17 protein-coding genes are annotated in these 21,785 nt (G+C 65.6%); 14 read left to right on the forward strand and 3 right to left on the reverse strand.

From position 1 onward, the window contains the following. Positions 1 to 24: 24 nt before the first annotated feature. From UNPA324_RS31365 to UNPA324_RS31375, 3 genes are read left to right on the forward strand one after another with little or no spacing between them, the layout of a single operon-like run. Positions 25 to 1,131, forward strand: a complete 1,107-nt coding sequence (locus tag UNPA324_RS31365) for a molybdopterin-binding protein (RefSeq protein ID WP_141937833.1) — start codon at positions 25 to 27, stop codon at positions 1,129 to 1,131. Positions 1,132 to 1,144: 13 nt separating this feature from the next. Beyond that, on the forward strand, positions 1,145 to 3,094 hold the full coding sequence (locus UNPA324_RS31370; protein ID WP_181769585.1) for a molybdopterin biosynthesis protein: 1,950 nt from the start codon (positions 1,145 to 1,147) through the stop codon (positions 3,092 to 3,094). A 47-nt stretch (positions 3,095 to 3,141) separates the two neighbouring features. Beyond that, entirely contained in the window at positions 3,142 to 4,272 is a 1,131-nt protein-coding gene (locus UNPA324_RS31375; RefSeq protein ID WP_128916032.1) for an FAD-dependent monooxygenase, read from the forward strand. Positions 4,273 to 4,316: 44 nt separating this feature from the next. Here the strand turns inward: UNPA324_RS31375 and mobA are convergent, their stop codons facing one another. Then, positions 4,317 to 4,958, reverse strand: coding sequence for a molybdenum cofactor guanylyltransferase MobA (gene mobA, locus UNPA324_RS31380; RefSeq protein ID WP_128916033.1), 642 nt, complete (start codon positions 4,956 to 4,958; stop codon positions 4,317 to 4,319). Further along, a complete protein-coding gene (gene fdhD, locus UNPA324_RS31385) occupies positions 4,939 to 5,829 on the reverse strand; it encodes a formate dehydrogenase accessory sulfurtransferase FdhD (protein WP_128916034.1) in 891 nt (296 codons plus the stop codon). Before fdhD ends, mobA begins: the two co-directional genes overlap by 20 nt. A 211-nt stretch (positions 5,830 to 6,040) precedes the next feature. Here fdhD and mobB point away from each other — a divergent pair, with 211 nt between their 5' ends. The 10 genes from mobB to ybaK all read left to right on the forward strand — a co-directional run bounded on the left by mobB (position 6,041) and on the right by ybaK (position 19,536). Beyond that, positions 6,041 to 6,568, forward strand: a complete 528-nt coding sequence (gene mobB / locus UNPA324_RS31395) for a molybdopterin-guanine dinucleotide biosynthesis protein B (RefSeq protein WP_128916036.1) — start codon at positions 6,041 to 6,043, stop codon at positions 6,566 to 6,568. Between the two features lie 9 nt (positions 6,569 to 6,577). Further along, entirely contained in the window at positions 6,578 to 7,834 is a 1,257-nt protein-coding gene (locus UNPA324_RS31400) for a molybdopterin molybdotransferase MoeA (protein ID WP_141937836.1), read from the forward strand. Between the two features lie 45 nt (positions 7,835 to 7,879). Further along, the gene (locus UNPA324_RS31405) at positions 7,880 to 8,113 is read left to right on the forward strand and encodes a sulfurtransferase TusA family protein (RefSeq protein WP_128916038.1); all 234 of its coding nucleotides are present in this window, start codon (positions 7,880 to 7,882) and stop codon (positions 8,111 to 8,113) included. A 127-nt stretch (positions 8,114 to 8,240) separates the two neighbouring features. Next, positions 8,241 to 9,674, forward strand: coding sequence for a sigma-54-dependent transcriptional regulator (locus tag UNPA324_RS31410; RefSeq protein ID WP_128916039.1), 1,434 nt, complete (start codon positions 8,241 to 8,243; stop codon positions 9,672 to 9,674). Next, a complete protein-coding gene (locus tag UNPA324_RS31415) occupies positions 9,667 to 11,691 on the forward strand; it encodes a sensor histidine kinase (RefSeq protein WP_128916040.1) in 2,025 nt (674 codons plus the stop codon). Before UNPA324_RS31410 ends, UNPA324_RS31415 begins: the two co-directional genes overlap by 8 nt. Before the next feature lie 341 nt (positions 11,692 to 12,032). After that, positions 12,033 to 13,685 (forward strand): OFA family MFS transporter, encoded by a 1,653-nt coding sequence (locus UNPA324_RS31420; RefSeq protein ID WP_128916041.1) that lies wholly within the window; start codon positions 12,033 to 12,035, stop codon positions 13,683 to 13,685. Positions 13,686 to 13,771: 86 nt separating this feature from the next. Beyond that, the gene (locus UNPA324_RS31425) at positions 13,772 to 14,053 is read left to right on the forward strand and encodes a hypothetical protein (protein WP_128916042.1); all 282 of its coding nucleotides are present in this window, start codon (positions 13,772 to 13,774) and stop codon (positions 14,051 to 14,053) included. A 284-nt stretch (positions 14,054 to 14,337) separates the two neighbouring features. Continuing rightward, positions 14,338 to 16,041: an NADH-ubiquinone oxidoreductase-F iron-sulfur binding region domain-containing protein gene (locus tag UNPA324_RS31430; protein WP_128916043.1), complete on the forward strand. Its 1,704-nt coding sequence runs from the start codon at positions 14,338 to 14,340 to the stop codon at positions 16,039 to 16,041. Next, entirely contained in the window at positions 16,038 to 18,806 is a 2,769-nt protein-coding gene (gene fdhF / locus UNPA324_RS31435) for a formate dehydrogenase subunit alpha (RefSeq protein WP_128916044.1), read from the forward strand. Before UNPA324_RS31430 ends, fdhF begins: the two co-directional genes overlap by 4 nt. Before the next feature lie 256 nt (positions 18,807 to 19,062). Continuing rightward, positions 19,063 to 19,536: a Cys-tRNA(Pro) deacylase gene (ybaK, locus tag UNPA324_RS31440; protein ID WP_141937838.1), complete on the forward strand. Its 474-nt coding sequence runs from the start codon at positions 19,063 to 19,065 to the stop codon at positions 19,534 to 19,536. Positions 19,537 to 19,548: 12 nt separating this feature from the next. Here the strand turns inward: ybaK and UNPA324_RS31445 are convergent, their stop codons facing one another. Next, positions 19,549 to 20,232, reverse strand: a complete 684-nt coding sequence (locus UNPA324_RS31445) for a GntR family transcriptional regulator (protein WP_164935803.1) — start codon at positions 20,230 to 20,232, stop codon at positions 19,549 to 19,551. Between the two features lie 156 nt (positions 20,233 to 20,388). Between UNPA324_RS31445 and tcuA the strand changes: the two genes are divergently transcribed. Then, entirely contained in the window at positions 20,389 to 21,780 is a 1,392-nt protein-coding gene (tcuA, locus tag UNPA324_RS31450) for an FAD-dependent tricarballylate dehydrogenase TcuA (protein WP_128916047.1), read from the forward strand. Positions 21,781 to 21,785 lie beyond the last annotated feature (5 nt).

Consider the following 21,785-nt stretch of genomic DNA (forward strand, 5'->3'; position numbering starts at 1 on the left):
GCGATGCATGGTCCATCATGACGCATGACCCAGCGCCTGCCGCCATCGCTGACACCGCTCGACGCCGCGCTCGCCGCGTTGTTGAACGGGCTCGAGCCGCTTGCACCGGTGGAGTTGCCGCTGCTCGACGCAGCCGGGTGCATTGCGGCGGGCACTCCGCTGCTTGCGGCCCATCCGCCGCACGACAGTGCCGCCACGGACGGCTGGGCGCTCCGCGCCAATGACCTCGTCGGCGCCTCCTCTTATTCGCCGCTGCCTCTGACACGAATGCCGGCATGGGTCGAGGCTGGCGATGCGATGCCGGCGGGATGCGATTGTGTGCTCGACGCCGATGCGGTGGAAGTGTCGGGGCCGCTCGTGCAGGTGCTTGCGGAAGGCGTGCCGGGGCAGGGCATCAGGCGCGCCGGCAGCGATATCGGAGAACGTACAGCCGTTGTGGCAGAGGGGCGTCCGGTCACGCCTGCCACTCTGCTGCTCGCGCGCGTTGCAGGTGTCGGCAAGCTGAGCGTGCGCCGGCCGCGGTTGCGTCTCATCAATGTGCCCGGTGCGACGACGACGGCTCATTTGATTGCCGAGATCGCGCGCGCAGCGGGACTGCACGTGGAGATGCATGAAGCCGGCACGCGTGCTGCGGCATCGATCGCGGAGGCCCTCGCCGATGACGCCTGCGACCTTGTCGTGACGATGGGCGGCAGCGGCGTCGGTCGCCACGACGCAGCCGTCACGGCACTGGCCGAGCGCGGCGAGGTGCTTGCTCATGGTCTCGCACTTCAGCCCGGACGCACCGCCGCAGTCGCACGGCTCGGCAGGGTTCCCGCCGTCGCCTTGCCCGGTTCATCGGATCAGGCGCTCTCGGCGTGGTTCGCGCTCGTGCTTCCGCTGGTCGATCGCCTGTCGGCGCGACAGCCGCGCCGTCAGATCACCTTGCCGCTATCTCGCAAGATTGCCTCCGGCGTTGGCATCGCCGAAATGGTGCTGCTGGCTGAGGAACATAGGACGTGGAGGCCGCTTGCCGTGGGCGAATGGCCGCTTCAGGCGATTGCCCGTGCCGATGCATGGTTGCTCATTCCCGGCAATCACGAGGGATTTGCGGCAGGTGAGCCGGTCGATGCTTATCTAATCCGGGAGTGATATCAGTTCCGGCATGACGATGATCCCAAAACCGCCAGATCGCAGCGTGCTCGAACAGGAGCAATTCCTCAAAATCCTCTCGCGTGAAGAGGCGCTGGCGCGCTTCGAGGCGGCGCTGTTTCCACGCGCGCTTCCGTGCCAAACGCGCAAGCTCGCCGATGCGCTCGGTAAAGCGCTTGCCGAAGACATCACGGCGCCAATCGACGTGCCCCCGTTCGACCGCTCCAATGTCGACGGTTTCGCCGTGCGCGCCGCCGACCTTGCGGCGGCCGGGGAAGGCGCGGCCGTGCGCCTTGTGCTGAACGGCGAGACCATTCACTGCGGCACTGCGCCGGCGCTGCAGGTGGCGGCGGGAACCGCAACGCCGATCGCCACCGGCGGTCCGCTGCCGCGTGGCGCCGACGCCGTCGTCATGGTCGAGCACACCCAGCCGGCGGGGTCGGATGCAATCGAGGTTCGTCGCGCCACGTCTCCCGGGCAATTCGTGTCCTACGCCGGATCCGACATTGCGCGCGGCGAGGCGCTGCTGCGTGCCGGCACCATCATCGGCTCGCGCGAGATCGGCATGCTGGCGGCTTGCGGCATCGCCGAGGTGAAGGTCGCGCGCAAGCCGCTTGTTGCCGTGATCTCGACCGGCGATGAACTGGTTCAGCCCGGCGCGGCTCTTCCGCCCGCCGCGATCTACGACACCAACGGCGCCATCGTCGCGGCCGCGATCGACGAGAATGGTGGCGAGGCGGTCTTTCTGGGTGCGATTCCCGACGATGAAGCCAGGCTCGAAGCTGCCATGCGCGGCGCGCTCGCCGATGCCGACATGCTGGTGCTGTCAGGCGGCACCTCGAAAGGCGCCGGCGACCTATCCCATCGCATTATCGGCCGGCTCGGCGAGCCCGGCATCATCGCGCATGGTGTTGCGCTCAAGCCCGGCAAGCCGCTGTGCCTTGCGGTGTGCGACGGCAAGCCGGTGGTGATCCTGCCGGGCTTTCCGACCTCGGCGATGTTCACCTTCCACGACATGATCGTGCCGGTGCTGCGCAAGCTGGCCGGCCTGCCGCCGCGCTCGGATGCCAAGGTGAGCGCGACCGTGCCGGTGCGCATTGCGTCCGAGCTCGGCCGCACCGAGTTCGTCATGGTCTCGCTGGTCGAGGGGCGGGATCGCCTGATCGCCTATCCCTCCGGCAAAGGCTCCGGCGCGATCACGTCCTTCGCGCAGGCCGACGGCTTTCTGCGCATCGATGCGCTCGCCGACCAGATGCCGGCCGGCACCGAAACCGAGGTGACGCTGTTCACGCCGCACGTGCGCGTGCCCGATCTCGTCATTATCGGCAGCCATTGCACGGGCCTCGATCTCGTCACCGCTGGGCTCGCGCATGTCGGTCTCGCCGTGCGCTCGATCGCCGTCGGCAGTCTTGGCGGCCTCGCGGCGGCCAAGCGCGGCGAATGCGATCTCGCGCCGATCCATCTGTTCGACGACAAGAGCGAGACCTACAACTCGCCCTATCTCGTCGAGGGACTCGAACTCGTGCCGGGCTGGCGGCGGATGCAGGGCATCGTCTTCCGCAAGGGCGACCAACGTTTCGAGGGCCTTGATGCGAGGGAGGCGGTCGCCGCCGCGCTCAAAGATCCCGCCTGCATCATGGTCAACCGCAACCAGGGTGCTGGCACGCGCATCCTGATCGACCGTCTGCTCGGCGGTGCGCGCCCCGAGGGTTATTGGAACCAGCCGCGGTCGCACAACGCTGTCGCGGCGGCCGTGGCACAGCACCGCGCCGACTGGGGCATGACCATTGCGCCGGTCGCCCATGCGGCCGGCCTCGGTTTCATTCCGCTCGCGGAAGAGCATTATGATTTCGCTCTGGTGACGGCGCGCAAAGACCGGCCGGCAGTGCGGGCTTTTCTCGATGCGCTTCGCTCGGACGAGGCGCGCGCGGCGCTGCAGCAGGCCGGCTTCCGGCCCGCGTAAGGACAGGCGACGCGGCGTTCAAGCCGCGCGACAGGGTAGGGGACGCGATGGCGAGACCGCTCTCGGTTGCGATCGTCGGTGCCGGCATGGGCGGGCTTGCGACCGCCGCGGCGCTGAGACGTGTCGGTATCAATGTCATCGTCTACGAGCAGGCCTCGCAATTCGCCCGCATCGGCGCCGGCATCCAGATCGGCTGCAACGCGATGAAGGTGCTGCGTGCGCTGGGACTGGAAGCGCGGATGCGCGAGCACTCCTTCTATCCACGCTCCTGGAACAACCGCGACTGGAAGAGCGGCGACATCAAGTTCGACATGATTTTTGGGGAGAGCGCGGAAGAGAAATTCGGCGCACCCTATCTGCTTGCCCATCGCGGTGATTTGCATGCGGCACTGGCGAGCGTCGTGCCGGCCGAGCTCGTGAAGCTCAATCACAAGCTGGTCGGCCTCGACGAGGCCACAGATGGCGTCCGGCTGAGCTTTGCCGACGGCACCAGCGCCGTCGCCGATGCCGTGGTCGGCGCGGACGGCGTGCATTCGGCGGTGCGCGATATCCTGTTCGACACCGCGCCAGCCCGGTTCACCGGCCGCATCGCCTACCGCACCACCTATCCCGCCGCATTGCTCGCAGGCGCAGAGATCGACGACTGCACCAAATGGTGGGGCGAGGACCGCCACATCGTGATCTATTACGTCAAGCCTGATCGCAGCGAGGTCTATCTCGTCACCAGCCAGCCCGAACCGGACTTCCGCATCGAGTCGTGGTCGGCAAAGGGCGATGTGCGCGACCTGCGCGCCTCGTTCGAAGGCTTTCATCCGCAAGTCGGCCAAGTGCTCGCGGCCTGCCCCGACGTGCACAAATGGGCGATCATGGACCGGGAGGCGCTCGACCGTTGGGCCGACGGCAAGGCGACTTTGCTCGGCGATGCCTGCCACCCGATGACACCCTACATGGCGCAAGGCGCGGCCATGGCGATCGAGGATGCTGCGGTGCTGTCGCGTTGCCTCCAAGGTGTCGATCGCGACCGGCTCGCGGATGCGTTCCGCCGCTTCGAGGCGACGCGCAAAGCGCGCACGACGCGGGTGCAGGAAACCTCGCGCGCGAACATCTGGTTGAAGGAGCGCACCGATACGAGCTGGGTTTACGGCTACGATGCCTGGGAGGCGCCGCTGGCGGATTGATCCTGTCGCTGCCCGAGCCGCCGGGCTCCGCCGTTTCGTGGCCGTTAGGCCGCGTCATCCAGTGCCGCGAGCCGCTCGGCTTCGGCGATGTCCTCGACCGTATTGGCGTTGAAGAAGGGATCGAGTGGCTCGGCCGGCCACGTCACGGTCGCCAGCGGATAGCGGGCGGTCCAGCGGTCGATCTTGCGGAGGTCTTCGACGACCAGGGCATGGCGCAGCTGGTCGCGCAAGGCGACCCGCCACAGGCCGATCACGGGGTGCGACTGCTCGCCGGATGCGGCAACCGCGAGCTGCGCGTTCTCTCGGCTCCGCGCGTCATGCAGGCGGGCGACCAGATCGCGCGGCAGGAACGGACAGTCGCCGGCGGCGCTGAGCACCCATTCGACGCCCGGCCGATTTGCCGCGGTCCAGTCGAGCGCGGCAAGGATGCCGGCGAGCGGGCCGGGAAAGCCGGGTACGTCGTCCGCGACGACCGGCAAGCCGAACGCGGCGAAACGCGCGGGATCGCCGTTGGCATTGAGGATCAACCCACTGCATTGAGGCTTCAGGCGCGCGATCACGCGTTCCAAAATGGTGCGGCCGCCGATGGTGCGCATCGGCTTGTCGCCGCCGCCCATGCGGCGGGCGAGACCGCCGGCGAGCAGCACACCTTGCGTGGCCGGAAATTCAGTCGTCACCAGCTTCACCCTTGCGCTTGTGCTTCGCCGATTCCTCCTCGACGTAAGCGAGGTCCTGGTCGTAGACGATGCGCTCCTCGCCCGCGAGGACGATGAAGCGCTTGCCGCGGGTGCGGCCGACCAGCGTCAGACCGACCTGGCGTGCGAGATCGACGCCCCAGGCGGTGAAGCCGGAGCGCGACACCAGGATCGGAATGCCCATGCGCACCGTCTTGATCACCATCTCCGAGGTGAGACGCCCGGTGGTGTAGAGGATCTTGTCGCTGGGGTCGACGCCGTGGCGATACATCCAGCCGGCGATCTTGTCGACGGCATTGTGGCGGCCGACATCCTCGGTGTAGCAGAGCGGGGTGCCCTCCTTGCACAGCACGCAGCCGTGGATCGCACCGGCTTCGAGATAGAGCGAGGGCATCGTGTTGATGGTCTGCGTCATCTGGTACAGCCAGGATGTGCGCAGCTCCGCCTTCGGCAGCGCGACGCTTTCGACGGCCTCTAACAGATCGCCGAAAGCGGTACCTTGCGCGCACCCCGAGGTCTGCGTTCGCTTCTTCAGCTTGGCTTCGAAATTGGTGTGATGTTCGGTGCGCACCACGACCACCTGGAGGTCGTCGTCGTATTCGACCTCGGTGACCGCGTCATTATATTTCAGCATGTTCTGGTTCAAGAGATAGCCGAGCGCCAGATATTCCGGATAGTCGCCGATCGTCATCATGGTGACGATCTCCTGGGCATTCAGGTAGAGCGTCAGAGGCCGCTCCATTGGCACCTTGATCTCGACCCTGGCACCGGTCTGGTCAGTCCCGGTCACGCTCTGGGTCAGGCGTGGGTCGTCCGGATTGGGGACGATCAGGGGCACCGGAGCTTTGTCGATCTTCATCATGGCCGCGAGGTTAGCATGACATTCCGCTCAAGCCGATATAAGCATGATCGGGAATGGGTAAAATGCCTCCTGGTCATTGCGAGCGCAGCGAAGCAATCCAGACTATCTCCGCGGTGGCAGTCTGGATTGCTTCGTCGCAAGGGCTCCTCGCAATGACGGGGATGGACCGAAGGTTCCATCGGCGGTCGCCGGTTGCGAAGAGAGAGCTGGAATGAAAGTCATCGGCCTTGCAGGCTGGAGCGGTGCTGGCAAGACCACGCTGTTGGCCCGCCTGATTCCGCATTTCAACGCGCAAGGCCTGCGCGTCTCGGTGATCAAGCATGCGCATCACCAGTTCGACGTCGACGTGCCCGGCAAGGATTCCTGGCGGCATCGCGAGGCCGGTGCGGCCGAGGTGCTGGTTGCGTCGTCAAACCGCTGGGCCCTGATGCACGAATTGCGCGGCGCGGCTGAGCCGCGGCTGCCGGAACTATTGGGCAAGCTTTCCGCCGTTGATCTCGTCGTGGTCGAGGGTTTCAAGCGCGAGCCGCATCGCAAGATCGAGGTCCATCGCGCGGCGAACGGCAAACCGCTGCTGTTTCCCGACGATCCCGGCATTGCCGGCATCGCGACCGATGCCGCCATTGACACGCGGCTGCCGACTGTCCATCTCGACGATATCGACGCTGCTGCGGCATTGCTGCTGCGCGCGGCGATGCCGGTCGAGGAGGTGGTGGCGAAGAGCGCCGCAATACGCTGACGAGGCACCATGGCGCAACTGTCGGACGATTGCTTTGCCTTCGGCGGCCCGATGATGTCGGTCGACGAGGCCGTGGGCCTGATCACGACGCGCGTCAACGCGATCGCCGATCTGGAGACGGTGAGGCTCACCGATGCAGACGGGCGCGTGCTGGCGCGCGACGTCGTGGCGCCGCTGCCGTTGCCGCCCTTCACCAACTCCGCCGTCGACGGCTACGCCGTGCGCGATGCCGATCTTCCGCAAGGCGTGGAGCGGGCGTTCCCACTCGATGGCCGCATTCCGGCGGGCGGCCTTGCGCAAGCACCGATCAAGCCCGGCCACACCGCGCGCATCTTCACGGGCGCGCCGATGCCGCCGGATGCGAAGACCGTCTTCATGCAGGAAGATGTCCGCATCGATGAGGCCGGCAGGATCGTGCTGCCGCCGGGACTGAAGCCTGGAGCCAATGTCCGGCCCGCGGGCGAGGACATCCCCCAGGGACGAGTTGCGCTGCCCGCGGGCCAGCGCTTGCGGCCGCAACACGTCGCGCTCGCGGCAGCGTTCGGTCTGACCAGCCTCGACATGGTCAGGCGCATTCGCGTTGCGGTGTTCTCGACCGGTGACGAGCTGGCCTCGCCCGGTGAGCCGCGCGCGCCCTCGCAGCTGTTCGATTCCAATCGCTTCATGCTGATGGCGATGCTGCGCCGGCTCGGCTGCGAGGTCAGCGACCTCGGCATTCTGCGCGACGAGCGTACCTCGCTCGCGAGCGGCCTGAAGCAGGTGGCAGGGCGCCACGACCTGATCCTCACCACCGGCGGTGTCGCGACCGGCGAGGAGGACCACGTCAAGGCCGCGGTCGAGAGCATCGGCTCGCTGGTGCTGTGGCGGATGGCGATCAAGCCCGGCCGGCCCGTGGCGATGGGGATCATCGACGGCACGCCGCTGATCGGATTGCCCGGCAATCCCGTCGCGAGTTTCGTGACATTCGTCCATGTGGTGCGGCCGACAGTGCTGGCGCTGGCGGGCGGCCTGCCGGAGCCGTTGACGCCGATCCCGTTGCGCGCCGCGTTTACCTACAAGAAGAAGGCGGGCCGGCGTGAATATGTGCGCGCCTCGCTGCGACGCGCGCAGGACGGCCGGCTCGAAGCCATCAAGTTTCCGCGCGAGGGAGCGGGGCTTTTGTCCTCGCTGGTCGAGACCGACGGCCTCGTCGAACTCGGTGAGAGCATCACGGCCGTCGAGCCCGGGCAGGATGTAGGCTTTTTGCCCTACGCCGATCTGCTCTAGGGGCCTTGCGTTGACGCCATCGTTTCGTCCCGCCATGTTGCGCCCATGACCAGAACGACGCTCGATCTCACCGGACTGAAATGCCCGCTGCCCGCCCTGAAGACGCGCAAGGCGCTCAAGCCATTGCAACCCGGCGATCAGCTCGAGGTTCACTGCACCGATCCGCTGTCGGTGATTGACATTCCGAATCTGATCCGCGAGACCGGCGACAAGGTCGAGATCACCGAGCGCAACGACGCGCGCATCGTGTTCCTGGTCGAAAAGGGCGACGCCCCGTAGAAAGGCGAATATTCACGGCGGCGACGTTTGACTATGATACCCCCGCGGGGGAAACGGCCGGAGCTTCGCTGCAATGCGAAAGGCGCCGATCGTTGCGGTGGATGATCTCAAACCTAAGACGTCGGGCATGACTTTCTCAACATCGAGGGCAAGCGCAGCCGCAACTCCCGCGGCGGGCCGCGAGCCTGCCGTCAAGCCCGGCAAGACGGCTGCAGGGCCGGAGTTCGGCGCGTTGGCGCAGGCCTCCATCCTGATCGTCGACGACGAGCCGGGCATGCGCAATTTCCTGGTGCGCACGCTTGGACCGCGCTGCAAGCTGGTGGACGAGGCGGCCGATACCGACCAAGCCTCGCGCAAGCTCGATTCCAACCGCTACGACGTCGTCATTCTCGACAACATCATGCCAGGCAAGAATGGCGTCGATTGGCTCGCCGAGCAGCGCGCCGTCGGCTTTTTCGCCGACGCCATCCTGATTACCGCCTATGCCGACCTCGACACCGCGATCCAGGCCCTGCGCGCGGGTGCGGCCGATTTCGTGCTCAAGCCGTTCCGCTCCAACCAGATCCTCAATGCCGTGGCGCGATGCCTCGACCGTGTCCGCCTCCAGCGCGAGAATTATGTCCTGCGCTATGCTTTGCGTGCCTCGTCCGACCGCGCCTTTCTGCGCGACAATCTGATCGGACAGTCGGCGGCGACACTGCGTGTGCGTGAGACCATCGCACGCGTCGCGCGCCTGCCGACCTCGGTCCTCCTCACCGGCGCATCCGGCACCGGCAAGGAAGTGGCGGCGCGCTCGATCCACTCGCTGTCCGACCGCGCGGACAAGCCGTTCGTGCCCGTGAATTGCGCGGCGATCCCGCCCGACATGATCGAGGCCGAGCTGTTCGGACACATCAAGGGCGCCTTCACCGGCGCCGATTCGGGGCGCGAGGGCCTGTTCCTGTATGCCCATGGCGGCACGCTGTTCCTCGACGAGATCGGGGAGCTGCCGCTGCCGATGCAGAGCAAGCTGCTCCGCGTGCTCGAAGACCGCCGCGTCCGTCCGGTCGGCTCCGAGCGCGAAGTTCCGGTCGACCTGCGCTTCATCTTCGCGACCAATGCCGAGCTTCAGAAGGAGGTCGAGAGGGGGCGTTTCCGAGCCGATCTGTTCTACCGGCTCAACGTGATGCAGATCCATTTGCCGCTCCTGAAGGATCGCGGCGATGACGTGCAGGAGCTTGCCAGCATCTTCATGAGCAAGCTGTCGGCTCAGCTCGGCATGCCGCCGGTGCCGATCGACGCCTCGGTGCGGGCGGCGCTCGCAAGCTATGACTGGCCAGGCAACGTGCGGGAGTTGCGCAATCTGATCGAGCGCACGCTGATCCTCGGCGCTTTCCCCGACGATTTCGCCGGTTCCCGCAACGACGGTCAGTCGGCGCCCGCCGACAGTCTTGCCGAGCTCGAGCGCCGTCACATCCTCGGCGTGCTGAAGGAGGTCAACGGCAATCGCGAGGAGGCGGCTCGGCGCCTCGGTATCTCGCGCAAGACCATCGACCGCAAATGCGCGTTGTGGGATGTCTGATGGTGCCGGCCGCAGCGGCGAGTTCGTGCGGGGACGCTCCGTCCGCTTCCGGCTGCTCGCGATCGCTTTGCTGCCGATGCTGGTCATCCTGCCGCTCCTGCTCGGCGTCGCGATCTATCGCTGGAACGCGAAATTCGACGCGACCCTGATCTCCAAGGTGAACGGCGATCTCACCATCGCCCACCAATATCTCGCCCGCATCCTGGAAAAGACCGGCGTCCAGATCCGGGCGCTCGGCCTGTCGGCCCGCTTCCACGAGGTGCTGGCGCCGGATGCGCGCGGCTCCTTACGGGATCTGCTCGACGAGACCCGCAAGGAAATCGGTCTCGACTTCCTGTATCTGACCAACGATCGCGGCGAGGTGCTGGCCTCATCGCCGCCGCTACAGCATCAACCGAGACTTGACTGGCCGATCATCATGGCGGCGCTGTCGGGCGAGGTCGCTGCGACGGGCGTCGACATTTTCGGCAATGACGAGCTCGCCGCAATTTCACCGGCCCTGGCCGAGCGCGCGCGATTGGACCTCGTGCCGACCCCCAACGCGGTGCCGACCGACCGCAGCACGGAGACGCGCGGCATGGTTGTGCATGCGGCAAGTCGGGCGATGCTGCCCGACGGTCGCGCCGCGGCGCTGGTCGGCGGCACGCTGCTCAACCAGAATCTCGAATTCATCGACACGATCAACGATCTGGTCTATCGCGCGGCGAGCCTGCCGGAGGGCAGCCAGGGTACCGCGACGCTGTTCCTGGACGACGTCCGGATCTCGACCAACGTCCGCCTGTTCGAGGGACGGCGCGCGCTCGGCACCCGGGTGTCGGCGGCGGTGCGCTCGGCCGTGCTGGGCGAGGGGCGCACCTGGCTCGATAGCGCCTTCGTGGTCAATGACTGGTACATCTCCGCTTACGAGCCGCTGGTCGACAGCTATGGCAAGCGGGTCGGCATGCTCTATGTCGGCTTTCTGGAGAAGCCGTTCAGCGAAGCCAAATACCAGACATTGTTGATCATCATCGCGGCATTCATCGCGATCACCGCCGCGACCGTCCCGATCTTCCTGCGCTGGGCGACCTCCATCTTCATGCCGCTGGAGCGCGTCACCGCGACGATCGCTGAGGTGGAGCGCGGAAACCTGTCCGCTCGCACCAAGATGCCGGTGTCGGGCGACGAGATCGGCCGCGTCGCTGTTCATCTCGACGGCCTGCTCGACCAGATCCAGGAACGCGACCGACAGCTGCGGGAGTGGAACGAGGAGCTTAACGTCCGCGTGCTGGAGCGCACCCGGGACCTCGAGCACGCCAATCTCAAGCTCGAGGCGACCACCAAGCAGCTCATCATGTCCGAGAAGCTGGCTGCGATCGGCGAGATCACCGCGGGCGTCGCCCACGAGATCAACAATCCGATCGCGGTGATGCAGGGCAACCTCGACGTCATCCGCAGCGTGTTCGGAGCCGATGCCGACAAGGCCAAGGTCGAGTTTCGCCTGCTCGACGAGCAGATTCACCGCATCAGCCAGATCGTGACCAAGCTGCTGCAGTTTGCACGGCCGGAGGAATATGCCGGCTATGTCGAGCGCCATGCGCCGGCAAGCGTCATCTCCGACTGTCTGCCGCTGGTGCAGCATCTTCTGAACAAGACCGAGATCGCCGTGGTCAGGGACGACCGCGCCAATCGGCTGGTGCTGATGAACCGGAACGAGCTGCAGCAGGTGCTGGTCAATCTCATCGTCAACGCGATCCACGCCATGCCGGACGGCGGAACCCTGACGCTCCGCTCCTTCGATGCCGAGCGCGACGGCCATCAAGGCGTCGCCATCGAGGTCGCCGATACCGGCATCGGCATGAGCGCTGAGGTGATCGAGAAGATCTTCGACCCCTTCTACACGACCAAACGGCGGCAGGGCACCGGGCTCGGCCTCTCCATCAGCCAGACGCTGATCAAGCGCCAGGGCGGACAGATCACGGCCGAAAGCCACCTCGGTTCCGGAAGTACATTCACCATGTGGCTGCCGGAAGCGACCTGATTGGACATTTTGTCCTGGGATTTGGGACATTCTGTCCGGCGCGGCGCATTGCGCTGCGGGAAGTCGTTGAATCGTCACGATGCGGCTTCTGGCACGCCCATTGCTCACCTTGAGACAGGGTGTTGAGGGGGATGAGGGCGCGATAGCCGTCACTGCAACGCTGCTTGCGAGCCGAAGGGACATCGCTCGCGATCAGTTGCTTGCTCGGCGCACGCGAGGCGATGCGCGCCAGACGATTCCACTTCGGCATGAAGTCCGACCGGTCATGCGCGGCTGCCAAGCATGCGCACGGCCGGTCTCAAACCGATGTGCCGGCAAGGCCGCGCTGGGAGGAAATGCTTATGACGACTGCCGATACCGTTTATGCACCGGTTGGTGCTTCCGGCTTCCTCGATCGTGAACGCACGATCGCGAAGGCCGGGTTCAATCGCTGGCTGGTGCCGCCGGCCGCGCTGTGCATCCATCTGTGCATCGGCATGGCCTACGGCTTCTCGGTGTTCTGGCTGCCGCTGTCGCGGGCGATCGGCATCTCGCAGAGCAAGGCCTGCGCCGACATCTCGCTGTGGCAGGAGCTCTTCACCACGACTTGCGACTGGAAGGTCGCCAGCCTCGGCTGGATGTACACGCTGTTCTTCGTCCTGCTCGGCGTCTCCGCCGCGATCTGGGGCGGCTGGCTCGAGCGGGCCGGCCCGCGCAAGGCAGGCTTCGTTGCGGCGCTGTGCTGGGGGGGAGGCCTCCTGATCGGCGCGTTCGGCATCTACGTCCATCAACTCTGGATCATGTGGCTCGGGGCCGGCGTCATCGGTGGCGTCGGGCTTGGCCTCGGCTACATTTCGCCGGTGTCGACGCTGATCAAATGGTTCCCCGATCGCCGCGGCATGGCGACGGGCATGGCCATCATGGGCTTCGGCGGTGGCGCGATGATCGGTGCGCCGCTCGCCAATCTCTTGATCAACTACTTCAAGAGCGCGTCGGACGTCGGCGTCTGGCAGACCTTCGTCGTGATGGGGGTGATCTATTTCGTCTTCATGACGATCGGCGCCTTTTCGTATCGCGTGACGCCGCCCGGCTGGCAGCCCGAGGGCTGGACGCCGCCGAGCGAGAAGAAGTCGATGATCACCGAGCACCATGTGCACCTCAACAACGCGCACAAGACGCCGCAATTCTGGCTGATCTGGTGGGTGCTCTGCTTGAACGTCTCGGCGGGCATCGGTGTGATCGGCATGGCCTCGCCCATGCTCCAGGAGATCTTCGCCGGCAAGCTGATCGGGCATCCGGAGCTGACCTTCGGCCAGCTTTCGGGTGAACAGAAGGCCGCGATCGCAGCGATCGCCGCGGGCTTTGCCGGCCTGCTGTCGCTGTTCAATATCGGCGGCCGCTTCTTCTGGGCCTCGATGTCGGATCTCATGGGCCGCAAGAACACCTACTACACGTTCTTCATCCTCGGCATCGCACTCTACGCGCTGGCACCCACCTTCGCGGCGATGGGCTCGAAATTGCTGTTCGTGCTGGGCTTCGGCATCATCCTGTCGATGTACGGCGGCGGCTTCGCGACGGTGCCGGCCTATCTGGCCGACATGTTCGGAACCCAGTTCGTCGGCGCCATCCATGGCCGGCTGCTGACGGCCTGGTCGACCGCCGGCATCATCGGCCCCGTGGTGGTCAACTACATCCGCGAGTTCCAGCTCGCGGCGGGCGTGCCACGCGATCAGCTCTACAACACGACGATGTACATCCTGTGCGCCATGCTGATCGCCGGTCTGATCTGCAACTACATGATCAAGCCGGTCGATCCGAAGTGGAACATGAGCCAGGAGGAGGTCGCCAGATTGCAGGCGGCCAGTGCGAAGAGCGAGGCATCGATCCAGCACGGCTCGTTCGGCATCGGCAAGGGCGGTTTGGACGCCAATGCCGCGATGTTCTGGGCCTTCGTCGGCGTGCCGCTCGCTTGGGGCGTCTGGAAGACGCTGGAGAGCGCGGTGAAGATCTTCTGATCGCGCACATTCAACAAGAGCGGGAGCGCGGCCTGCGCGCTCCCGCCGCTCATTTCGATTGTTTAAATTATCCCTGGGGGAATTCGATGGTTCGCCAACTCGTTTGTGCCGCCGCCGTGCTGCTCGTCGCCGGCGCCCTGCAATCCGCTTCCGCGCAGACCGCCGCGGCACCGGCCGGAACGCCGCCGGCCGCGACCGAGGCCAAGCCCGGCAAGCTCAAGCTGACCGCGCAGAAGCTCAAGGACATGAAGGCTAAATGGAGCGCCAACAAGCCGAAGCTCAAGGAGTGCCGCAAGGACGTGAAGGCCAAGGGCCTCGCGGGCGACGAGCGCTGGTTCTATATCGAGGAGTGCATGGGCAAGAGCTGACTCGTCAGCATTAGGGTCTTGGCGGGTCGCCCGTAGCCTCGGAGTGGAACTCGATACGACTTCGCTATCGCAGCATGGGAAGCCTTTATTGATCTCCGGACCAATTCGGGCTTCGGTTGATCGATCGGCGCGTTGGACGAGCGCAAGGCCGTGTCCGGGCAGCGATCCAGGGCTGCCGCCGGGCTGCGCTTAACTGCTTCCGCGAGCATGATAATTTGCTTGGCATCTGGCATGCCAGGAGCTAGAACTGGACCCGTTCTAAAAGACGAGATCGAGACGAATCGATGAGCCACGACGTGCATGAGGTCCGCCCGTTCGAGCATCCCGGTGAGGGACGCCGGCGCGCCAAGGCGACGCCCAAGGGACGCCAGGTCGATCCCACCGCCGCGCACGAGATCGAGCAGCTGCTCGGCGACCGGCCGCGGCGGCGCGATCTCTTGATCGAATATCTGCACCTCGTTCAGGACAAGTATCTTCAGATCTCGGCCGCGCATCTGGCCGCGCTCGCCGACGAGATGAAGCTCGCTTTCGCCGAAGTGTTCGAGACGGCGACCTTCTATGCGCATTTCGACGTGGTGAAGGAGGGCGAGCCTAACATCGCGCCGCTGACGATCCGCGTCTGCGACTCCCTGACCTGTGCGATGCTCGGTGGCGAGAAGCTGCTCGAGGACCTGCAAAGTGCTGGCGGCCCCGGCATCCGCGTCGTCCGGGCGCCCTGCGTCGGCCGCTGCGACACTGCGCCGGCAGCCGAGGTCGGGCACAATTTCGTCGATCATGCGACCGTCGCCAATGTGATGGCGGCCGCGAAGGCCGGCGACACTCACGCCCATCTGCCGAACTATGTCGGCTACGACGCCTATGTTGCCGGCGGAGGCTACAAGCTGCTGGCCCGCCTGCGCTCGGGCGAATTGTCGACGGACGATCTCTTGAAGGCGCTCGACGACGCTTCGCTCCGCGGCCTTGGCGGCGCCGGCTTCCCCACGGGGCGCAAATGGCGCGCCGTGCTCGGCGAACCCGGCCCGCGGCTGATGGCGATCAACGGCGACGAGGGCGAGCCCGGCACGTTCAAGGATCGCTTCTATCTCGAAAGCGATCCGCACCGCTTCATCGAGGGCATGCTGATCGGCGCGCATGTGGTGCAGGCCTCCGACGTCTACATCTATCTGCGCGACGAATATCCGGCTTCGCGCGAGATCCTGGAGCGCGAGATCGCAAAGCTGCCGCCCGGCGGCCCGACGCTGCACATGCGTCGCGGTGCTGGCGCCTATATCTGCGGCGAGGAATCTTCGCTGCTCGAGAGCATCGAAGGAAAGCGCGGCCTGCCCAGGCACAAGCCGCCTTATCCGTTCCAGGTCGGCCTGTTCGGTCTGCCGACGCTGATCAACAACATCGAGACGCTGTGGTGGGTGCGCGACATCGTCGAGAAGGGCGCCGACTGGTGGAAGGGCCACGGCCGCCACGAGCGACAGGGTCTGCGCAGCTTCTCGGTCTCGGGCCGCGTCAAGAATCCCGGCATGAAGCTGGCGCCTGCGGGCATCACCGTGCGCGAGCTGATCGACGAATATTGCGGCGGCATGGCCGACGGCCATCAATTCTACGCGTACCTGCCGGGCGGCGCGTCCGGCGGCATTCTGCCCGCGTCGATGGACGACATCCCGCTCGATTTCGGCACGCTGGAGAAATACGGCTGCTTCATCGGTTCGGCGGCGATCGTGATCCTGTCGCAAAAGGACAGCGTGCGCGCGGCCGCGCTCAACCTGATGAAGTTCTTCGAGGACGAGAGCTGCGGCCAGTGCACGCCATGTCGTGTCGGAACCCAGAAGGCGGCGCTGCTGATGCAAAAGCCGGTCTGGAATCGGGCTCTGCTGGAAGAATTGAGCCAGGCGATGCGCGATGCCTCGATCTGCGGGCTTGGACAGGCGGCATCGAATCCGCTCAGCTCCGTGATCAAATATTTCCCTGACGAGTTCAAGGAAGCGGCCGAATGACCAAGATTACGTTCGAGCTCGACGGCAAGCAGGTCGAGGCCAAACCCGGCGAGACGATCTGGCAAGTCGCAAAACGGCAGGGCCGTGACATCCCGCATCTGTGCTATTCGCCGGCGCCCGACTATCGCCCCGATGGCAATTGCCGCGCCTGCATGGTCGAGATCGAGGGCGAACGTGTGCTCGCCGCGTCCTGCAAGCGCACGCCGTCGGTCGGCATGAAGGTCAAGACCGAGAGCGCGCGGGCGGTGTCGGCGCAGAAGATGGTGATGGAGCTGCTCGTCGCCGACCAGCCGGCGCGCGAGACCAGCCACGATCCGGATTCGAAATTCTGGCACTGGGCGGAGACCACGGGCGTCACCGAGAGCCGCTTCCCCGCCGCCGAGCGCTGGGCGACCGACGCCAGCCATCCCGCGATGCGCGTCAATCTCGATGCCTGCATCCAGTGCGGCCTGTGCGTGCGTGCCTGTCGCGAGGTTCAGGTCAACGACGTCATCGGCATGGCCTATCGTAATCACGACTCGAAAATCGTGTTCGACTTCGACGATCCCATGGGCGAGTCCACTTGCGTCGCCTGCGGCGAATGCGTGCAGGCCTGTCCGACCGGCGCGCTGATGCCGGCCGTGATGCTCGACGACAAGCAGACTCGCGTGACTTATGCCGACAAGAAGGTGGATTCGCTCTGCCCGTTCTGCGGCGTCGGCTGTCAGGTCACCTATGAGGTCAAGGACGAGAAGGTGATCTATGCAGAAGGCCGCGACGGCCCCGCCAATCACAACCGTCTTTGCGTCAAGGGCCGCTTCGGCTTCGACTACATTCACCATCCGCATCGCCTGACCAAACCGCTGGTGCGGCTGCCGAATGCGAAGAAGGATGCCAACGACCAGGTCGATCCGGCCAACCCCTTCACCCATTTCCGCGAAGCGAGCTGGGAGGAAGCGCTCGACATCGCCGCCAAGGGGCTGGTCAAGATCCGCGACGAAAAGGGCGTGAAGGCGCTGGCCGGCTTCGGCTCGGCCAAGGGCTCGAACGAAGAGGCCTATCTGTTCCAGAAGCTGGTGCGCACCGGTTTCGGCTCGAACAATGTCGACCATTGCACCCGGCTGTGCCACGCCTCCTCGGTCGCCGCGCTGTTCGAAGGCCTGAGCTCGGGTGCGGTGTCGGCGCCGTTTTCGGCGGCGATGGACGCCGAAGTCATCATCGTGATCGGCGCAAACCCGACCGTGAACCATCCGGTCGCCGCCACCTTCATCAAGAACGCCGTCAAGCAGAACGGCGCCAAGCTGTTCGTGATGGATCCTCGTAGGCAGACGCTGTCGCGCCACGCGACCAAGCATCTGCAGTTCAAGCCCGGCTCCGACGTTGCCATGCTGAATGCGATGATCAACACGATCATCACCGAAGGCCTGACCGACGACCAATACATCGCCGGCTATACCGAAGGCTTCGAGGAGCTCAAGGAGAAGATCAAGGAATTCACGCCGGAGAAGATGGAGCCGATCTGCGGCATCCCGGCGCAGACCCTGCGCGAGGTGGCGCGAACCTATGCGCGGGCAAAGTCGTCGATCATCTTCTGGGGTATGGGCATCAGCCAGCATGTCCACGGCACCGACAATGCGCGCTGCCTGATCGCGCTCGCGCTGATCACCGGCCAGGTCGGCCGTCCCGGCACCGGCCTGCATCCGCTGCGCGGCCAGAACAACGTGCAAGGAGCCTCTGATGCCGGCCTGATCCCGATGTTCCTGCCGGACTATCAGCCGGTGGGGCGCGACGATCTGCGCGGCAGCTTCGAAAAGCTCTGGCAGCAGGATCTTGATCCCGTCCGCGGCCTGACCGTCGTCGAGATCATGAACGCGATCCATGCCGGCGAGATCAAGGGCATGTATATCGAGGGTGAGAACCCCGCGATGTCCGATCCCGATCTCCAGCACGCACGCCACGCGCTCGCCATGCTCGATCATCTCGTGGTGCAGGATCTCTTCGTCACCGAGACCGCGTTCCACGCCGACGTGATCCTGCCGGCCTCGGCCTTCGCGGAGAAGGACGGCTCTTTCACCAACACCGATCGCCGCGTCCAGCTCGCGCGTCAGGTGATCAAGCCGCCGGGCGATGCGCGGCAGGATCTCTGGATCATTCAGGAGATCGGCAAGCGCATGGGCTTGCCGTGGAGTTATTCCGGTCCCGGCGACGTCTTCACCGAGATGGCGGAGCTGATGCCGTCGCTGAAGAACATCACCTGGGCGCGGCTGGTGCGCGAAGGCGCGGTGACCTATCCGGTCGACGCGCCCGACAAGCCCGGCAACGAGATCATCTTCACCACGGGCTTCCCGACCGCGAGCGGCCGCGGCAAGATCGTGCCGGCCAAGGTGATCCCGCCGGACGAGATTCCCGACGACGAATATCCCATGGTGCTTTCGACCGGGCGCGTGCTGGAGCACTGGCACACCGGCTCGATGACGCGCCGCGCCCAGGTCCTCGACCAGATCGAGCCCGAGGCGGTCGCCTTCATGTCGCCGAAGGACATGCGCAAGAAGAACCTCATGCCCGGCGATTTCATTCGCCTGGAGACCCGCCGCGGTGCGGTCGAGGTCAAGGTGCGCTCCGACCGCGACGTGCCCGAGAACATGGTGTTCATGCCGTTCTGCTACGCGGAAGCCGCGGCCAACCTGTTGACCAACCCGGCGCTCGATCCGTTCGGCAAGATCCCGGAATTCAAGTTCTGCGCGGCCAGGGCCGAGCGCGTGGAAATGCGGGACGCGGCGGAGTAGGGAAGACCTTCTCCCCTTGGAGTTTGGCGGCATAGCGCTTCCAAACTCCGCCGTCGTCCCCGCGCACGCGGGGACCCATACCGCGTGATCTCGCGATTGCAGACGGACTAAGTACCAATCGTCGAGTCTTCGCCAAACTCCTCCCTGGGGTTATGGGTCCCCGCGTGCGCGGGGACGACACCTGAATTTGTAGCGAGTAGTTGTACCTCCACCGACACCGCTTCGCTCCTCGCAATGACGGTGGTAGATATGCCGCATGTCAAAAGTCACCCCTGCCACCTGGGCGCTCACGGCCGCTGGTGTTGCCTTCACCGTCCATGCCTACGACTACGATCCTGACGCCGAGAGCATCGGGCTGCAGGCCGCCGCCGCGCTCGGCGAGGAGCCGGCACGCGTCCTCAAGACGCTGATGGCGCTGGTCGACGGCAAGCCGGTCTGCGTGGTCGTCCCCTCCGACCAAGAAGTCTCGATGAAGAAGCTCGCCGCTGCTGTCGGCGGCAAGTCGGCACAGATGATGAAGCCGCCCGAGGCCGAGCGCGTCACCGGTTACAAGGTCGGCGGCATCAGCCCGTTCGGCCAGCGCAAGCAGGTACCGACCGTAATCGAGCAGAGCGCGCTCGGGCATGATCTCGTCTATCTCAATGGTGGTCAGCGCGGCCTGCAGGTGCGGCTCAAACCCACCGATGTGAGGGACGCGTCGAAGGCGATCGCTGCGGACGTGATTGCCTGAGGCGGCTCGCGCCTACTGCTTCTGCAGCAGTCTCAGCCGGCAGCGCAGCGCCTCGCGGATGTGTGCGCGCGCAAGCTGCTCGGCCTTGTCACCATCGCGCGCGCCGATGGCGTCGATGATGGCCTGGTGTTCGTCGTGACTGGTCGAGGGGCGGCCCGATATGGTGAAGGTGGTCGGGCCGAGCAGGGCGATCCAATCCTGCAATTCGCGCGAAGCGTTGTCGAGATAGCGGTTGCGCGCGGCGCGGCAGATCGCCTCGTGGAAGGCGCGGTTCAGCCTCGCCAGCTCGGCGGCGTCGGTCGCGGAAGCCCCGACGAAGGCCTGCTCGATGTCCCTGAGCGCGTCGATCTCCGGCGCTGAGGCGTGCTCGGCGGCGAGGCGCGCGGCGGCACCTTCCATGATCTCGCGCATGGCGTAGAGTTCGAGCACCTCGGAGATGTCGAGGTTGCGGACGATCACCCCGCGGCCCGCGGCCGGTTCGACGAAACCGCGTGCGGCAAGCCGGCCGAGGGCTTCCCGAACCGGCGTGCGGCTGACCTTGAGCCGCTGCGCGACCTCCTCCTCGCGCAAGCGGTCGCCGGCGCGATAGCTGCCGGCCTGGAGCGCCTCGCAGAGCGAGCGGAACACGGCTTCGCCAAGCGCAACACCGCCGCTGCGCACGATCGTTCCGCCTGCCTTCGCCGGGCGTCTGGCCATATTGCCTCGAACCGCGCAACGCATCCTGCCCATGCAGAGACGCCGCTTGCGCCCCTGATGTATATCTTTGTATACAAAAGTACGCAATGGCGCCCCGATCGGTCGAAGCCGCCGGCGGGCAGAATGTCTCCAATTTCGTCGCATCGGACAGACGGCATGAGCAGCAAGTACGACGTGCTGGTGATCGGAGGCGGCAATGCTGCGCTGTGCGCGGCGATCGCGGCGCGGCGCGGCGGAGCCTCGGTGCTGGTGCTCGAAGGCGCGCCAAAATTCTACCGGGGCGGCAACACTCGCCACACCCGCAACATGCGCTGCGCTCATGACGCTGCCACCGAAATCCTGACCGGTCCCTACACCGAGGAGGAGTTTTGGGAGGATCTGCTGCGCGTCACCGGCGGAAAGACCGACGAGGTGCTCGCCCGCCACATGATCCGCGAGTCCAAGGACATCCTGAACTGGATCGTGGAGCAGGGCGTGCGCTGGCAGCCCTCGCTCGGCGGTACGCTCAGCCTTGGCCGCACCAATTCCTTCTTCCTTGGCGGCGGCCGCGCGATGCTGAACGCGCTCTATCTGACCGCGGAGCGGCTCGGCGTCGACGTCGAATACGACGCAGAGGTCACCGACCTCGTGATCGAGGACGGCATGTTCCTCGCTGCACGCCTGAAACGGCCGATCAGGGGCGAGACCGAGATCCGCGCAACCTCGCTGGTCGCCGCGGCCGGCGGGTTCGAGGCCAACATCGAGTGGCTGAAACAATATTGGGGCGAGGCCGCCGATAATTTCCTGATCCGTGGCACGCCCTATAATCGCGGCTCGATCCTGAAGATGCTGCTCGACAAGGGTGTGCAGGAGGTCGGCGATCCCACCCAGTGCCATGCCGTCGCGATCGACGCCCGCGCGCCGAAATTCGACGGCGGCATCATCACGCGGCACGACTCGGTCGTGTTCGGCATCGTCGTCAACAAGCACGCCCAGCGCTTCTACGACGAGGGCGAGGACATCTGGCCGAAGCGCTACGCCATCTGGGGCCGGCTGGTCGCGGCGCAGCCCGACCAGATCGCCTACATCATTTTCGATTCCACCGTCGTCACCAGCTTCATGCCGACGCTGTTCCCGCCGATTGCCGGCCAGACGGTGGCGGAGCTCGCCGGCAAGCTCGAGCTCGATCCTGCCGCTCTGGAAAAGACCATTACCGAATTCAACGCCGCGGTGCGGCCGGGCACCTTTGACCACACGATCCTGGATGATTGCGTGACCGAAGACATCACGCCGCCGAAGACGCACTGGGCGCGCAAGATCGAGACGCCGCCCTACCTTGCCTATCCGGTGCGGCCTGGCATCACCTTCACCTATCTCGGCACGCGCGTGAACAAGGAAGCGCGGATGCTGATGGCTAATGGCAAGCCCTCGGCCAACATGTTCGCGGCCGGCGAGATCATGGCCGGCAACGTGCTCGGCAAGGGTTACGCGGCCGGCATGGGCATGACCATCGGCAGCGTGTTCGGACGGATCGCAGGGCGGGAAGCGGCCCGCCATGCGAAGAACTAGAATGG

Origin of the sequence: Bradyrhizobium sp. UNPA324, assembly GCF_006658635.1 — a bacterium.
Lineage (GTDB): Bacteria > Pseudomonadota > Alphaproteobacteria > Rhizobiales > Xanthobacteraceae > Bradyrhizobium > Bradyrhizobium nanningense.

Coding starts and splice junctions, on each gene's coding strand:
- UNPA324_RS31365 (WP_141937833.1), top strand. CDS start 25: ATGACCCAGCGCCTGCCGCCATCGCTGACACCGCTCGACGCCGCGCTC.
- UNPA324_RS31370 (WP_181769585.1), top strand. CDS start 1,145: ATGACGATGATCCCAAAACCGCCAGATCGCAGCGTGCTCGAACAGGAG.
- UNPA324_RS31375 (WP_128916032.1), top strand. CDS start 3,142: ATGGCGAGACCGCTCTCGGTTGCGATCGTCGGTGCCGGCATGGGCGGG.
- fdhD (WP_128916034.1), bottom strand. CDS start 5,829: ATGATGAAGATCGACAAAGCTCCGGTGCCCCTGATCGTCCCCAATCCG.
- mobB (WP_128916036.1), top strand. CDS start 6,041: ATGAAAGTCATCGGCCTTGCAGGCTGGAGCGGTGCTGGCAAGACCACG.
- UNPA324_RS31400 (WP_141937836.1), top strand. CDS start 6,578: ATGGCGCAACTGTCGGACGATTGCTTTGCCTTCGGCGGCCCGATGATG.
- UNPA324_RS31405 (WP_128916038.1), top strand. CDS start 7,880: ATGACCAGAACGACGCTCGATCTCACCGGACTGAAATGCCCGCTGCCC.
- UNPA324_RS31410 (WP_128916039.1), top strand. CDS start 8,241: ATGACTTTCTCAACATCGAGGGCAAGCGCAGCCGCAACTCCCGCGGCG.
- UNPA324_RS31415 (WP_128916040.1), top strand. CDS start 9,667: ATGTCTGATGGTGCCGGCCGCAGCGGCGAGTTCGTGCGGGGACGCTCC.
- UNPA324_RS31420 (WP_128916041.1), top strand. CDS start 12,033: ATGACGACTGCCGATACCGTTTATGCACCGGTTGGTGCTTCCGGCTTC.
- UNPA324_RS31425 (WP_128916042.1), top strand. CDS start 13,772: ATGGTTCGCCAACTCGTTTGTGCCGCCGCCGTGCTGCTCGTCGCCGGC.
- UNPA324_RS31430 (WP_128916043.1), top strand. CDS start 14,338: ATGAGCCACGACGTGCATGAGGTCCGCCCGTTCGAGCATCCCGGTGAG.
- fdhF (WP_128916044.1), top strand. CDS start 16,038: ATGACCAAGATTACGTTCGAGCTCGACGGCAAGCAGGTCGAGGCCAAA.
- ybaK (WP_141937838.1), top strand. CDS start 19,063: ATGTCAAAAGTCACCCCTGCCACCTGGGCGCTCACGGCCGCTGGTGTT.
- UNPA324_RS31445 (WP_164935803.1), bottom strand. CDS start 20,232: ATGGCCAGACGCCCGGCGAAGGCAGGCGGAACGATCGTGCGCAGCGGC.
- tcuA (WP_128916047.1), top strand. CDS start 20,389: ATGAGCAGCAAGTACGACGTGCTGGTGATCGGAGGCGGCAATGCTGCG.